Source organism: Thermocoleostomius sinensis A174 (genome assembly GCF_026802175.1).
Lineage (GTDB): Bacteria > Cyanobacteriota > Cyanobacteriia > Elainellales > Elainellaceae > Thermocoleostomius > Thermocoleostomius sinensis.
This window is the reverse complement of sequence record NZ_CP113797.1, coordinates 2795557-2810081: the sequence shown is the minus strand read 5'-3', so window position 1 is coordinate 2810081 and position 14525 is coordinate 2795557. Positions and strand designations below refer to the sequence as shown.

Annotated in this window: 11 protein-coding genes; 6 read left to right on the top strand and 5 right to left on the bottom strand. The window is 49.5% G+C overall.

Features of this window, described 5'->3' with window-relative positions:
* Positions 1–84: 84 nt before the first annotated feature.
* The 3 genes from OXH18_RS12120 to OXH18_RS12110 form a co-directional block, all read right to left on the bottom strand.
* Positions 85–567, bottom strand: coding sequence for a DUF2382 domain-containing protein (locus OXH18_RS12120; RefSeq protein WP_268613037.1), 483 nt, complete (start codon positions 565–567; stop codon positions 85–87).
* Between the two features lie 228 nt (positions 568–795).
* A complete protein-coding gene (locus OXH18_RS12115) occupies positions 796–1776 on the bottom strand; it encodes a DUF2382 domain-containing protein (RefSeq protein ID WP_268613036.1) in 981 nt (326 codons plus the stop codon).
* A gap of 673 nt (positions 1777–2449) precedes the next feature.
* Positions 2450–3004, bottom strand: a complete 555-nt coding sequence (locus OXH18_RS12110) for a DUF937 domain-containing protein (protein WP_268613035.1) — start codon at positions 3002–3004, stop codon at positions 2450–2452.
* Between the two features lie 345 nt (positions 3005–3349).
* On the opposite strand from OXH18_RS12110, the gene psaC reads away from it, so the two are divergent.
* The 3 genes from psaC (at position 3350) to OXH18_RS12095 (ending at position 6667) form a co-directional block, all read left to right on the top strand.
* The gene (gene psaC / locus OXH18_RS12105) at positions 3350–3595 is read left to right on the top strand and encodes a photosystem I iron-sulfur center protein PsaC (RefSeq protein ID WP_006515950.1); all 246 of its coding nucleotides are present in this window, start codon (positions 3350–3352) and stop codon (positions 3593–3595) included.
* A 264-nt stretch (positions 3596–3859) separates the two neighbouring features.
* Entirely contained in the window at positions 3860–4603 is a 744-nt protein-coding gene (locus OXH18_RS12100) for a DUF554 domain-containing protein (RefSeq protein ID WP_268613034.1), read from the top strand.
* Between the two features lie 144 nt (positions 4604–4747).
* A complete protein-coding gene (locus OXH18_RS12095; protein ID WP_268613033.1) occupies positions 4748–6667 on the top strand; it encodes a DNA/RNA helicase domain-containing protein in 1920 nt (639 codons plus the stop codon).
* A 52-nt stretch (positions 6668–6719) separates the two neighbouring features.
* On the opposite strand, the gene OXH18_RS12090 is transcribed toward OXH18_RS12095, so the two are convergent.
* Both OXH18_RS12090 and OXH18_RS12085 read right to left on the bottom strand, forming a co-directional pair.
* A complete protein-coding gene (locus tag OXH18_RS12090) occupies positions 6720–6968 on the bottom strand; it encodes a Ycf34 family protein (RefSeq protein ID WP_268613032.1) in 249 nt (82 codons plus the stop codon).
* Between the two features lie 192 nt (positions 6969–7160).
* On the bottom strand, positions 7161–8033 hold the full coding sequence (locus tag OXH18_RS12085) for a Tab2/Atab2 family RNA-binding protein (RefSeq protein ID WP_268613031.1): 873 nt from the start codon (positions 8031–8033) through the stop codon (positions 7161–7163).
* Positions 8034–8217: 184 nt separating this feature from the next.
* Here OXH18_RS12085 and OXH18_RS12080 point away from each other — a divergent pair, with 184 nt between their 5' ends.
* From OXH18_RS12080 to OXH18_RS12070, 3 genes are all read left to right on the top strand, one after another.
* Positions 8218–9801: a rhomboid family intramembrane serine protease gene (locus OXH18_RS12080; protein WP_268613030.1), complete on the top strand. Its 1584-nt coding sequence runs from the start codon at positions 8218–8220 to the stop codon at positions 9799–9801.
* Between the two features lie 200 nt (positions 9802–10001).
* Complete coding sequence (locus OXH18_RS12075) at positions 10002–12572, top strand: serine/threonine-protein kinase (RefSeq protein ID WP_268613029.1); 2571 nt, start codon at positions 10002–10004, stop codon at positions 12570–12572.
* A gap of 205 nt (positions 12573–12777) precedes the next feature.
* Complete coding sequence (locus tag OXH18_RS12070) at positions 12778–14397, top strand: 2-isopropylmalate synthase (protein WP_268613028.1); 1620 nt, start codon at positions 12778–12780, stop codon at positions 14395–14397.
* Positions 14398–14525: the final 128 nt, after the last annotated feature.

Genomic DNA, 14525 nt, shown 5'->3' with positions numbered 1-14525 from the left:
TTTACTTTATTTATTTAAGTCTAACTAGAGCCGCCAAGCTTCAGCCTGGGCGGTTTTTTAATTGATAACTATCCGACCGATCGCTTAAATGGGTCTCAAATGACGCTCTAACCATTGCTGATAAATTGATTGCAGTTCCGGATCTTCAAAGCTAAGTCGAATGTTTGTTTGTTCATATCCTGGTCTGCTGAGCACATCAGTGAGCAATTGATGTGCCACTTGCACAGAAATGGCAGGGGTTGACGGTAGCGAGTTCAACTCCTCATCGGATTGATGAATGAGAGCGGCAATTTCTGCCTCTGTAAATTCAGTTTTACCAATATCGATCGAAGCAAGTTGTCTGTGGTCTGAGCCGACTTGTTCAACAATTAGTCTTTCGCGACGAATTGGAATTTCAACAATTTGCGTTTCAATTTCTTTGCGAAGGACAATTTCCCCCACTTTGCGCTTACGCAAGTTTACACGCAGCCGCTCTTCTAATAGCTGAATTTGTTTGTGAGAAAGAGGCTCTATAGACGTGGAAGCAGAATTAACCGGAGCGATCGGGTCTGGATGACGGTCGTGCATGGGTCGTTTTAACACTGGTTACTTGAGTTTGCGTGAGTAAAGCTTGCACTAGAAGCCATGCAGACAGAGATTTAGATCTATCTACATGGCTTTTGTCTCGAACTATCCCACTATCAAATCAGATTCAAGGTCGATTCATAGAACTAGCCCTTTACCAGCCAAGTTGCACCAATCAAGCCAAGAAAGCTGATCTAGAGGCATCCGCAACAGGGAACGATTAGCTAAGCTCTATCGACGAGGATCTAAGGGGTTGTTAGTATCTCGCACAACCGGATTGCCCTCACTGTCGATATCGAGGCGCTCTTTACGGAGTTGCTCATCGGCTTCCACAGTTTCGCGATCGACTTCTTTACGTATACTCACTTCTTCCCGCACAAACGTTTCCTTGCGGATATCCGGCGTTTCTTCGTAGACCTCTACACGCGCAACTTCACCTTCATTAAAGGCGTCCGCCCCTAGATTTGTAGTCGCTCTGGCATCCGTTGGTGCATTACGCTCAATGACAACCCGTTCCCGCTCAACGGGTACAGATACATGGGCGTTTTCAGTTTCAACACGCTTGCCAACGCGAACTTCACCTGTGCGATGCCGAGTCTTGTCTGCCACCAAGCGCTCTTCATACAGCCGCAATTGCTGATGATTTTGCTCGTTCATGGTGTACAAATCTGGATCGTAGTCATAGCGGTAGCTGTCACGATCGTAGGTTGGAGTGGTACCTAGGGGACGATCGTCTACTCGATCGGTTGTGTTTCCAGTCAAAGGTGCAGACATTCCCATTGGTGCACCAGTATCCACTGGAACGTCTCCTGGTGGCATCACTGCACCAGAAGTCATCCCTGATGCCATCGTTGTGCCTGCTGAAGGACGATAAACGCCCCGTACACGCTCCTCTTGGTCGTAATCGATGACATCATCCTCATTGAACTCAGGCAAATTTTCTACCTGCTCGCGGGTTAAGGTATCAGCATAAACCCGACGGTTGTTGTAATCCATACGCGCCCGACCAATGGGAAGTAACACTTTCTTCCCAAAGATCCAAACGCCTGTTCCAATTACTAGATAACGGAATTTACCATCTTCATCTACTAACAAATTATCAACCGAACCAACCTTTTCGTCTCCTGAATAAAGGTCGTACCCTAGAATGTCATGATCACCAAACAGATCGCGATAGTCAGGATAGAAATCTCTGATCTTGTAGAGTGCCATTTTGTATCCTCTAAAACTTCAAATCAGTTGTTAGTTTTCATAGTAAAGAATTGATTTGCCTCGCTCATCGCTCAATTGACTCATCCACCAAATCTGAAGAGAGATATCTTTATTGCGTTACTTGGTTAACTACATAACACTTTGTTCCCTTCAACCCTAAACTACTCCAGTTGTTAAGAAATTTCTCGTTGTTTCAGGGTGACTCGTCTTATAGTGTCATTTTTTGGCGCTCGTAAATTAATCAATTTTTTCTACAAACATGAAGGTAAAAGTGGGAATTTTACAAGAATTGAGCTAAAAATCAGAAATTAATCCAGTCAGATAGCTTAAATGATTGCCCACACGCCATATCGCTGTTTTTCTTCAACTTTCGCTTTCTAGTTATAATGTTTATCTTTTTCTATGCCGATAGTTAGAATACGAATGAGCAAAAACTTATTGCTTTGTATAGGTGCAAAAAAAACTATTTTAAGGGGTGTTTTTAGCTTGAAATAAACCTAGAATTGTGACAACGATAAAGTAAACAATTTCTCCAAAATCAAAACAAGAAAGCCACTGTACAAATAGACAGTGACTTGCGATCGATGCAATGAATTAAATGAGAAGACTGGTATCAACTCAATGAATGGTACTCAATAAATTTGCTAATGAATTAACATTAAATTCACGAAATTTATCGGCGTTGATTGAGGAATTGCCCAGCTAAACGTAGTGCGTCTCCGACATCCACTTGACCATCTCCATCTGAATCTAAAAATGAATCTAGTACAGAATTAGAACTTGAACGAGATGTTGTTGTTGTTGTAGCAGAGGCACTAGAATTACTTGCTCCAGTTTTCAACAAATTTAATACGAGTGGTACTAAGATCGGCAGCAAGATTTGAATTGTTTGCGGTGGGATACCTGTTCGTTGCGAAATCGCCTGAACGACTTGATTTTGCCCATTCATACCAAATAGGGCTTGAACGGCTGCCATACTAGGGGTCGTTCCAGCAAACTGATTCACGATCGCCTCGGCTCTTGCTCGCCCTTGTGTTTGGCGTTGTTGCTGTAACGCCGAACGCACAAATCCCCCTAAGACCGACATAGCGGCTTGTGTAGTGTTTGGATCAATCCCCTGCTGGTTAGATGTCTGCTGCATCGTTCCCAAAATGCTGCTGAGTTGATCGGGGCTGGCTTGCTGATTTGGGTTGTTAAGTGCGCCCAAAATTTGATCAAAGAGTGCCATAGCTTCAGATTCCGCGAGTTTTGGTTTTATTTCACCTGAGAGGGGCAGATGCTGTCATCTATCTAGAGAAGGCAGTGAGGAAGGAGGAAGAAAGGTTAAGAGAGAATAAGTGGATGCGCAGAATGAACCTGACCCGACTCCTGACTCCCCTTCCCTGTTCCCCATTCCCCACTCACTCCCCATATTACGTTCTTTAAAGTTTTTCAAGGCTAGGTAAAAGCCTTGCTGTACACTGGATTTCGACATTAAAGAACGTCAAAAGCCGGTCAACTCTTGAGGTTAAGCCGATCGCGCAAATCTCATGGGGCGGCCCTTAATATCACGTCGTTTGGAGCCGTTATATCAATGTCTCATTCAGTCAAGATCTACGACACTTGCATTGGATGCACTCAGTGTGTTCGTGCTTGTCCAACAGACGTTTTAGAGATGGTTCCTTGGGATGGCTGTAAAGCCGGGCAGATTGCTTCCTCGCCGCGCACAGAAGATTGCGTAGGCTGCAAGCGGTGCGAAACGGCTTGTCCGACAGACTTCCTCAGCATTCGGGTGTATTTAGGCGCAGAAACAACCCGCAGTATGGGTCTAGCCTACTAAGACCGATTTCGGTGCGGTTTTTTAATGGTGTTTCAAGCCTGGTGACATCTCTTGGCATCCCCTACAATCTTCCTGAATCAGGGGGACGGCGACAGCCGGGGGAATAGAGACCACATATCTGGAACGCCATCCGGTTTTTTCTGCATTTTTGAATACATCTAGGTTTGGAGAGGGGGCAACGGTGCTCCCTTTTTTTAAGGGCTAATAAGAAAGTGCCAGGTTGCAGAGGAGAGCCTTTAGAGTTTAGCCTTTAGACATTTCATTATGTCGATCGACTTTTGGGCAAAGACCAGCGGTACGTGGATCAATGCCATCACAGTATTACTAGGAACAGCACTGGGATTAGCGCTGAGTGGTCGGTTGCCAGCGCAAATGCAGCAAATTATTACTCAAGGATTGGGGTTGATAACGCTATTTATCGGTTTGACGATGGCCAATAGCCTTACACAAGCGCAGGCGGGGCAAATCGATGGAGTCATCGTGGGGTTATTGGCGATCGTAGTCGGCGGGCTACTGGGCGAATGGTGGCGATTGGAAGAAGGGCTGACCAAAATTGGCAATTGGTTGAAGCGACGATTCAAGGGGAAGGGCAGTTTCACAGAAGGCTTTGTGGCAGCTAGTCTGTTGTTTTGCATTGGCCCCTTAACGTTGATTGGCAGCCTCAATAACGGTCTTACAGGCGACAATACTTTGCTGACGCTGAAAGCGGCTATGGATGGGCTGGCAGCGATCGCTCTCACCAGTAGCTATGGGATTGGCGTCGGTTTCTCAATTCTCGTCATCTTGGTATATCAAGGAGGCTTGTCGTTGCTGGCAGGTAGTTTAGCGCAAACCTTGCCCGATCCGGCGACGGCTCCTCCAGTCTTGCTGTTGACGGGGGTAGGCGGGCTAATGATTCTGGGATTAGGGCTTGGTTTGCTGCAAATTGCTCAAATTCGCGTTGCTTCTTTTTTGCCAGCCCTGTTGCTGTCTCCGGTGCTGTGGTGGCTAGCCGATCGTTTGACGTGATCACCGAATCTAAATTTCTGAATTCACTGCATAGAGCTTTGAAAAACTTAATATTCTGCAACAATTAATCAATTGGACTCGTTTGAGCTGCTAAAGATTTGCCTCTACTGCCCAACTCTTCTGATCGCAACCCATTCATCAACGATGCCACCAGTCAATCAACTCTCTTTTTTTCAACCTGATCCTCAGCAACCTACCTCTGTTGCTGAGTTTGCCCCCTATGGTTGGCAAGGCTCGATCGTCCAATTTCTCCAACTTTTGCCTACAGATTGGTTGGACAAGATCAGCAGCGCCTACCAACGGCTTTACCGGCAGCGCCCCACCGCAACCCAGCGGCAAGCGTGGCTAGATAGTGCTGAGATTTTACAGTCCCAACTCACTCAATTTGTTGAGACTCGATCGGCCGCGGCCAATTGGACGTTGATCTTTGAGTATGAATTGCCGCGCGAAGGGGGACGCCGACCTGATTTAATTCTCCTCGCGGTTGATCAGATTTTGGTGATTGAGTTTAAGCAAAAACGATCGCCTTCCACAGCGGATCTAGACCAAGTGGCGGCCTATGCCCGTGATTTGGCTGAATATCACAGTGCATCTGCCCATCACCACATCAGCGCAATTCTAATTCCAACCCAGTGCACTGCAAGCAGCCGATGGCAAGACGAGGTATTGATTCTTAATCCCAATGACATTGCCAATTACCTCAGCCAACTGGCCGCAAACACAGCATCGATCGCGCCCATCAATCCTGATGCGTGGCTCAGTGCAGAGTATCAGCCCCTACCGACGATTGTGCAGGCAGCCCGCCATATTTTTCAGCATGAGCCGTTGCCTGACATCAAACGGGCCCGCAGCGCTGGTATTCCTGATCTCATTGCCTATCTGAATCGATTAGTTGAAACAGCGGCACAGCACCACGAACGACATCTAGTATTGATCACGGGGGTGCCGGGGGCAGGCAAAACGTTGGTGGGGCTTCAGTTTGTTTACCAAGCGCATCTGCAATCAGGCGATCGGCAAGCTGTATTTCTATCGGGGAATGCGCCCTTGGTAGCGGTGTTGCAATATGCCCTTAAAAGTCGAGTATTCGTGCAAGCAGCTCGAAATTTTTACATCGACCATGAAGTGCGTCAGCGGAAAGCTCCTCGTGAACATTTGATTGTGTTTGATGAAGCGCAACGAGCCTGGGATGCGGAACGAATGGCGGAGAAGTATGGTATCCAGAGTGCTGCTGCCGGGACAGTCTTAAGCATTGCGGAACGATCGCCCAATTGGGGAGTAGTGGTTGGGCTAATTGGCGAAGGACAACAGATCCATGTGGGCGAAGAAGATGGCATTGAACAGTGGAATCAGGGGTTAATGCAAGTTCAATCAGAGTGGCATGTGCATTGTCCACCTGAACCAGCCCATCACTTTACAGCCGTGTCACCTGATCGCCTCCACGCCGAGCCGATGTTTAATCTAACAACGTCACTGCGCAGCCATCTCGCTAGCGATGTGCAAACGTGGGTAGCTCATCTACTGTCGGGAAACTTTGAGGCAGCAACGCAATTGATGCCATCGCTCATTTCTAGCGGATTTGATGCCTACCTGACTCGCGATCTGGAGGCGGCTAAAACCTACTGTCGCGATCGCTATGTCACACAGTCCAATAAACGCTATGGACTGCTGGCTTCGTCTCGCGCCCACAACCTTAGCCAATACGGCATCGCCAACGACTACAAAGCAACGCAGCGGGTGAAAGTTGGCCCTTGGTATATCGACCCGCCTGATTCGCCGCTTTCCTGTTGCGCCTTCGCAGATGTTGTGACCGAATTTGGTTGTCAGGGATTGGAACTCGATTTGCCAATCATAGGCTGGGGGAATGATTTGCGTTGGCAAGAGTCCACCTGGGTAACAACTTCCCGGCAGCGACAGGTGCGCGACCCCTTGCGGCTACGACTCAACAGCTATCGGGTGCTACTCACTCGTGGTCGTGATGGCTTTATTGTCTTCATCCCACCTGATGCCAATATGAATCAAACCTACGAGGTGGTGCGATCGGCCGGACTGCGACTATTAGGATGACGGTGTTTCAGAGGCAAGGTCAGCCGGACTACCTCTCCTACCCTCGTCAAGGTCAGGTCGGCACTAGCTCACCTGGGCGCAACCTCGACCACTTGCCCACTTCTTCTTCAAAGCTCAAACATCCCACTACATCCCACTCCATTTCAATAAAGTCATCCCTCTGACGAATATTGACATTGATGGTGGGTTCAACTGCTTCAAAAGTGGGAGAGTCCGTAAGATGGGGCTGTTGATGCTGATGTTCTACGGCGTGATAGGTAGTACAGCGATCGACATAATGGCAGTTCACACAAATGCACATTTTGACTTTCCTCCGCAGACTCCGCAGCTACACTAGACATCAGAAAACGAATTCGGAGATAACCCTCCAAGGAAACTGAAAAGGTCTAGATGTTACGCCGCCTTTTCTGCTACTCTAGCTCAACTTTAGGCAATTCACCATCATAAATTCACCATCACACCTGCACCCTGCGACAAGGGCATTTGTAGAAATTTATGCACTATGGAGTAGATTCAATTCCTGGAGCAACCAAAACCCGGCAAACGACTCGGCATTTGGGTCTGATTGCACCGCCACGAAATGCACCCAATTTGCTTTTTCCTTGGCTTGTTCAAAATTTTGGGCTTCGATTTGCAAGGGTGCGGACGCCACATTAGCTAAAATCCAGGCATCGTTAGCTCCGGTTTCCAACACTAACTTGGCTGGCGGCTCAGGGTTCAGCTTCAAAAACGCCAATTCCAATCCCGACATCCAAGCCGCTAGAGGCATGGCCCGCGACGAGAAAATAATCAGCCCCGGAATGGCTGTATCGGGTGGCACCTCTGCCAATTCTAGAGGAAATGCTTCACCAAACGAAATATCCCATTCTGGCATTTCTGCAAGTGCAGAGGCAGGTAAGGTAACTAACATCCATTTTTCGCCGCGCAGCGCATCGGGTAGCGGTTGTGGTGGAGAAGCAGGTAAGTTCACCGACGGGTTACTGCTGGCTTGGTAGTTGGGCAGAGTGGGATAAACGTCCCGCAGTCGTTGTTGAATCCAACGGTTCAGCGCTAACGTACGGCGACTCGGATAGACCGAAATGCCTGCGTCTTCACAGGCTTTGGTGATCATATTGTTCATTTGGCGGCGAAAGAACCGAATGCGATCGGGTGGCTTGGGCGCTTGGGCGATCGCCTGCTCCAAAGCTTGCCGCAGTCGTACAGAGTTGACCTCGGTACTGGCACAAAACTCTGAGTAGCGAAACAAAGAGTCAGGATTGGTACGAATATCCGTCGGACTTTCGCACACCAGTAGTTCCCAGAGCTTTTTTTGATTTTCATCCAGCACTGGGCGCGAGTAGAAATCCAACTCCCAAACTATAGCCATAGCTTGTCATGCTAATTGAGACGGTTGCCTTTGATCATAAAGGATGGGGGGATAGGGCAGTGGAGAGTAAGGAATAATGGGAAGGGATATCAGGAAAGAAAGGATAAATGATGTAGTGCAACTCTCCGTTTAGCCTGTAGCCTGTATACTTTAGCCTTCCTTCCCCCAATCTTCACCCTACCCCATGAGTTTCAACATTCTGCTGCTGCAAATTGTTTTCTTCTCTTGCTTATTCTCGCTGTTGCGATCGCCCCGGCTGCCTCGGGGTTGGCTGATCGTTTCCAGCGTGATTTTGATCATTCTGGTTGTAGCGTATGTCGTAGTTCCCGATCGAGCGGGTTGGATCAGTGGCGGGTTTTGGGCGCTGTTTGTGGCGACGCCGTTAATAGGATTTGCCAGGGTAAACCGCTTGTTTTATCAAGAACGCTATCGTCAAGCTCGGAAACTGGCCTCCCGGTTGCGGTGGCTGCATCCGGCTGATGGCTGGCTAGAGTATCCAGATGTGCTGTTGGGGCTGGAACTGGCGCAGCAAGATCAATTGGAAGCCGCTAAACAGGTGTTTCAACGCCATAGCAGGGTCACCAATTCTACAGGGCGAATTGCAACGGCGTTTCTCTATCGGATGGGGGCACAGTGGGACGAACTGCTGACCTGGATTCGTTGTAACTGGTCAGAGGAGAAAATTTTTCGCGACTCGACGATCGCTCTTCATTACCTGCGGGCGCTGGGGGAAACCGGAGAGGTGAATGAATTGGTACGATCGCTGGCTCTTTTTGAACAGCAGTTTGAGAAAAGCAGCGACGCGATTACTCTCAATGTGGCTCGGCTATTAGTTCTGGCTTTTTGCGGGCAATCCCAACTAGTGCAGCAGTTGCTAACTGGGCCTTTAAAAATTTATTCCCCAGAGATGCGGCAGTTTTGGCTGGCTACAGCCGATTGGGCCGCAGGGTATGAGCGATCGTCCCGCGAGGCCTTGCTGACTTTACAACAGCACTGCGATCCATCTATGTACAACGCCATCACCTGGCGACTGTCGCATTCCCTGATCCCATTGCAGCAACTCACAGCCGAATCGCGAGACACCTTGACTCAGCTTACCCAAACTATTCGACAGGAAGCGCGCTATGGCGGCCGAGCCAATGGCACAAGCAGCAAACCGTATGTTACTTATGGGTTGATTGGGTTGAATAGCTTGATCTTTGCATTAGAAATGTGGTGGGGCGGTAGCGAAAACCTGGCCACCTTATATCGGATGGGGGCATTGGTTCCCGAAAATTTGCCAAGCGACTGGTGGCGGCTGATCAGTGCGCTGTTTCTGCACTATGGTGCAGTGCATTTGCTGGCAAACATGATAGCGCTGTTGGCAATCGGTGGGTTCGTGGAGGCAACCCTAGGCCATTTCAAGTTTTTGCTGGTCTATTTCTTTAGTGGCATCGGTTCTATGTTAGCGATCGCTGCCTTGGCCATGCTGACGCAGGTTTCCGATCTGCTTGCCGTCGGGGCCTCTGGAGCCATTATGGGTCTACTAGGCGTCATGGCTGCCATCCTGTTAAAAGGCTGGCGGCAGGAAAAAGCTAGAATTGCAGCAAGGCGGCTGCGGCTAGTTTTGCTAATTGTAGTGCTGCAAGTCGTTTTTGATGTGTTTACGCCCCAAGTCAGCCTGGTGGGTCACGCTTCTGGTTTGATATTAGGGTTTTTCGCAGGTAGCTGTTTATTTCAGGTCAGTCCTGGCGATCGGGTAGTCGAGTCGGGAACACCGCTGCATTAGTTACGGCTTGGCACGTGTTACCGTCTATTGAATCGATCCGGAATATTGGAAAAACAGTCGGAAGTCAATACACGTGGGAGTGAATTTGCAAAGCATAGCGTGAAATTTCTCCTCATAATCAATATTGAAACGATCGTTGTGTTGGCTTGTGTGTACCCAATTTGCAGGTTGTATTGACTGAAAAGGGCTGAGGTGGCCGTATGAATGGTGTGATCGTAGACGGACGCTATGAGGTCATTAAAATCTTAGGCGGAGGGGCGTTTGGGCAAACGTTTTTGTCAAAGGATACTAAGCGTCCGGGGCATCCCTATTGTGTCATCAAGCAACTGCGCTACTCTCACAGCAACCCGCAAGCTTTGCAACATGCTCGCCGCTTGTTCAAAAAAGAAGCAGAAATTCTCGAAAAATTGGGACATCATGACCAGATTCCGACATTGCTGGCTGATATCGAAGAAGGGCAAGAATTTTTTCTAGTGGAACAATTTATTCCGGGGCATCCGCTCACGCAGGAAATGATTCCGGGTGTGCCCTGGTCTGAAGATCAGGTGGTGCGGTTTCTCAAAGAAGCCTTGGAAATTTTGGTGTTCGTGCATGGACAAGGCGTCATTCACCGCGACATTAAGCCTGCCAACCTGATGCGTCGCCAACCTGACGATAAGCTGGTGCTAATAGACTTTGGAGCCGTCAAAGAACTGGGAACGCAAATTGCGCTGGGGCAACATACCCCCACGATCGCCATTGGCACGCCTGGATATATGGCAATCGAGCAGTTCAACGGGCAACCCCAGTTCAACAGCGATATTTATGCGCTGGGAATGATTGCCATTCAAGCCCTGTTAGGTTTGGCCGCCGATGAAATCTCGTTGCTTAAAGATTCCAGTAGCCATCCACCCGGTGAAGTCAGATGGCGCCATCGACGATCGGTCAGTCCAGCGTTAGCCACTGTCATCGATAACATGGTACGGCTGGATTACCGACAGCGATATGCCACAGCTGCCTTGGTTCTTGCCGATCTGACTCATTTAGATGAACTTGTCCCGAATAGACTAGCCACAACGGTGTTACCAGAAATTCAGGCGATGCCCCCAGCGGTTCCAACCATTTTGGCTACCGCATCGCCTGCAACCAGGACTGAGCAGGCAACGTCTACATCGAGTGAAGTCAATGCTGTTGCCTCGAATGCGAGCGCTAACTCTGGAACAGCGGGGACGGTTCCAGCTAGGTCGTCTGTGCCGTCTGGACTGAAACGGTTTCTAGCCGCAACGGCGATTGCCCTAGTGACCCTCGGCAGTTTTGCAGGCATTGGCTATAGTCAAAAAAATCGAGTCGCAACTTATTTTCACGATCAAGGACGACAAAAAGCCAGGTTTGGTGACATCAAAGCCGCTCTGGATCGCTATAACCTTGCAATTCGGATTAATCCAGCCTATGCAGATGCCTATGCGCGTCGGTGTGGAATGCATCTGCGCTTGGAAGATAACGATCGCGCCGAAGCCGACTGCCAACGGGCACTTGATCTTGATCCAGATAATGCGATCGCTCACCTCAATTGGGGTAACTTTTACACCGAGCAACGCAACCGGGAAGAAGCCAATACTTATTACACCCAAGCGGTAGTTTTAAGTTCGCGAGAAATTCAACTGAATCCCACGAATGCGGATGCCTATTACCATCGTGGAGCCGCTCGATTTCGCTTGGCCGATCGGCGTGGCGCCATTGAAGATGTCACCAAGGCGATCGAACTTGATCCAGAGTACGTCGAAGCCTACATTGCCCGCTGTCAAGCACAGGGACAGATGAGCGAACACCAAAAAGCGGTGGAAGACTGCACCAAAGCCACCGAACTGAATCCCAATAACTACACGGCGTTTGTTAGCTTGTGCAACAATCTCAGCAATTTAGGACAATACGACGCAGCGATCGACGCCTGTACTCGGGCATTGCAACTGAATCCCAATGATTCCTATGGCTACAACAACCGAGGGCTGGTGTGGGAACGGCTCGGCAATTACGAGTCAGCCCTGAATGACTATCAACAGGCAATTCAACGCGATCCTAATGATGCGGTCGCATATCACAATTTGGGTAATGTGCTGACAACTCAGGGCAATCATCAAGGAGCGATCGAGGCTTACACCAAAGCCACAGAAATCGATCCTAGTTTTGCTGCTGCTTTTTACGGACGCGGTATCCGGCAAGCCGTTTTGGGAAACATTGACGCCGCAATCGCTGATTTGCAGCAGTCTGCCGACCTGTTTTCCCAGCAGGGACGAGCCGATCGGGTAGAGGATGCACTGTATCAAATCCGCCGCATTCAGGAAGCAGCACAAGCCACTCAATCTTCAAGCTCATCGGCGGAAACCGGAATCGCTATAACTCCAGAAGGAACCCCAGAGGCAGGTACCCTTGGCCCGATCGAGCGCCCAACCGAGGCTGGTTCTGGCATTAGCGATAGCACCACAACAGCACCTGTAGCCCAAGATCCGCCTGCCCCTGTTTTTCAAATACCATCGCCGGGCAGTTTTGGCCAGGCTCCTCCCATCCCTGAGGTCGCTCCAGCCCCCACCGATTCCTTTGTACAAGAAGCACCTACCTACGACTACAACTTTGAAGCGCCGCCCACGGATTCCTTTGTGCAAGATCCACCTGCCCCCTATGCGGCCCCAGCCCCCTTTGCAGAAGATCTGCCTTCCATTGACACCGCTCCAGGTTCATTTTCATCAGAGCCGCCCTCCATCGTTCCTGAAGCTGCTCCTTCTGACTCCTTCTAACTAGGAGAGTGATGGACAGAATTCGACATTATTCATTAGGCAGCACCGTAATTCTCTTAAAAAGAGACTTGTAGAATCGCTATGATTGTCAATGCTACGATCGGTAGCGCTAATTGCTGTTGCTTTAAAAAGCTGCCTAGGCGTATTGATCAGTTATTGATTCAGTTAATTTCCTTAATTCCCTCTACTTTCGGTTAATCCTGCTATGAATAATCCGTTGCAGCCCGATCGCATTATCATCTTCGATACCACGCTTCGTGATGGTGAACAATCACCTGGTGCTACGCTCAACGTTGAAGAAAAGCTATCGATTGCCCGACAACTGGCGCGGTTGGGTGTAGATGTCATTGAGGCAGGATTTCCCTTTGCCAGTCCGGGGGACTTTGAAGCTGTGCAGAAAATTGCCCAGCAGGTAGGAGTAGAGCATGGCCCCACCATTTGTGGTCTGGCCCGAGCAACTCGTCAAGATATTGAAACGGCGGCTAAAGCGTTGGCCCCTGCTGCCAAACCCCGCATTCACACCTTTATTGCCACCTCCGACATTCACTTGGAATATAAGCTGAAAAAAACGCGCCAAGAGGTGTTGGACATTGCACCAGAAATGGTGGCTTATGCCAAATCGTTTGTCGAGGATGTCGAGTTTTCGCCGGAAGATGCTGGACGATCAGACCCCGAATTTTTGTATCAAGTGCTGGAACGGGCGATCGCCGCTGGAGCCACCACCATCAATATTCCCGATACCGTGGGCTACACGACGCCTTCAGAGTTCGGTGCACTGATTCGCGGCATCAAAGACAATGTGCCCAATATCGATCAAGCCATCATTTCGGTGCATGGACACAACGATTTGGGGCTAGCGGTGGCCAACTTCCTGGAAGCGGTCAAGAATGGGGCGCGGCAGTTGGAATGTACCATCAATGGCATTGGCGAACGGGCGGGCAACGCAGCACTAGAAGAACTGGTGATGGCATTGCATGTGCGCCGGCAGTATTTCAATCCCTTTTTGGGGCGTCCTCCAGAATCGGAAGCGCCGTTGACCAACATTGACACGCGCCAACTCTACAAAACCTCGCGATTGGTTTCTAACCTCACCGGAATGCTGGTACAGCCCAATAAAGCGATCGTGGGGGCCAACGCCTTTGCCCATGAATCGGGGATTCACCAGGATGGCGTGCTGAAGCACAAGCTTACCTACGAAATTATGGATGCGCAGTCGATCGGACTCAACGATAATCAGATTGTGCTGGGCAAGCATTCAGGCCGCAATGCCTTCCGCACACGTCTGAAAGAACTGGGCTTTGAACTGAGCGATCAAGAGCTAAACCGGGCCTTTCTGCGCTTTAAGGAACTGGCCGATAAGAAGAAAGAAATCACTGATTGGGATCTGGAAGCGATCGCCAACGATGAAGTGCAGCAAGTACCAGAACTATTTCGGCTAGAGCACGTACAAGTCTCGTGTGGCGATCATGCCCGCGCTACGGCTACCGTCACTTTACACACTCCCACCGGTGAAGAATTGACGGATGCAGCGATCGGTACAGGGCCTGTCGATGCGGTTTACAAAGCCATCAATCGTGTGGTTGATATTCCCAACCAACTAATTGAATTCTCGGTGCAATCCGTTACAGCTGGCATTGACGCGATCGGTGAAGTCACGATTCGCTTGAAGCATGACGATCGGATCTTTTCTGGTCACGGTGCTCACACTGACATTATTGTCGCTTCGGCCCAAGCTTACATGAACGCCTTAAACCGTCTCTATGGGGCACTGCAAGCGGGTAAATCGTTACACCCTCAACATGATGAGATGACGCAGTTAGTCTGATAGGTGGTAAAAGGTAGTAGGTAGTGGGTAATAGGTGATAGGGAAGCGGAGGATGCATGAAGGAGCAGGTTGGCATAGAAGGTATGGAGCGTCCGTTTTCACGTCCTGCTCAGAACTCTTTTCGGCTC

What these genes read in the sequence shown, in the direction of transcription:
- OXH18_RS12115 (WP_268613036.1), bottom strand. Translation starts at nt 1,776, where the DNA reads ATGGCACTCTACAAGATCAGAGATTTCTATCCTGACTATCGCGATCTG.
- OXH18_RS12100 (WP_268613034.1), top strand. Translation starts at nt 3,860, where the DNA reads ATGTCGATCGACTTTTGGGCAAAGACCAGCGGTACGTGGATCAATGCC.
- psaC (WP_006515950.1), top strand. Translation starts at nt 3,350, where the DNA reads ATGTCTCATTCAGTCAAGATCTACGACACTTGCATTGGATGCACTCAG.
- OXH18_RS12075 (WP_268613029.1), top strand. Translation starts at nt 10,002, where the DNA reads ATGAATGGTGTGATCGTAGACGGACGCTATGAGGTCATTAAAATCTTA.
- OXH18_RS12090 (WP_268613032.1), bottom strand. Translation starts at nt 6,968, where the DNA reads ATGTGCATTTGTGTGAACTGCCATTATGTCGATCGCTGTACTACCTAT.
- OXH18_RS12085 (WP_268613031.1), bottom strand. Translation starts at nt 8,033, where the DNA reads ATGGCTATAGTTTGGGAGTTGGATTTCTACTCGCGCCCAGTGCTGGAT.
- OXH18_RS12080 (WP_268613030.1), top strand. Translation starts at nt 8,218, where the DNA reads ATGAGTTTCAACATTCTGCTGCTGCAAATTGTTTTCTTCTCTTGCTTA.
- OXH18_RS12110 (WP_268613035.1), bottom strand. Translation starts at nt 3,004, where the DNA reads ATGGCACTCTTTGATCAAATTTTGGGCGCACTTAACAACCCAAATCAG.
- OXH18_RS12120 (WP_268613037.1), bottom strand. Translation starts at nt 567, where the DNA reads ATGCACGACCGTCATCCAGACCCGATCGCTCCGGTTAATTCTGCTTCC.
- OXH18_RS12070 (WP_268613028.1), top strand. Translation starts at nt 12,778, where the DNA reads ATGAATAATCCGTTGCAGCCCGATCGCATTATCATCTTCGATACCACG.
- OXH18_RS12095 (WP_268613033.1), top strand. Translation starts at nt 4,748, where the DNA reads ATGCCACCAGTCAATCAACTCTCTTTTTTTCAACCTGATCCTCAGCAA.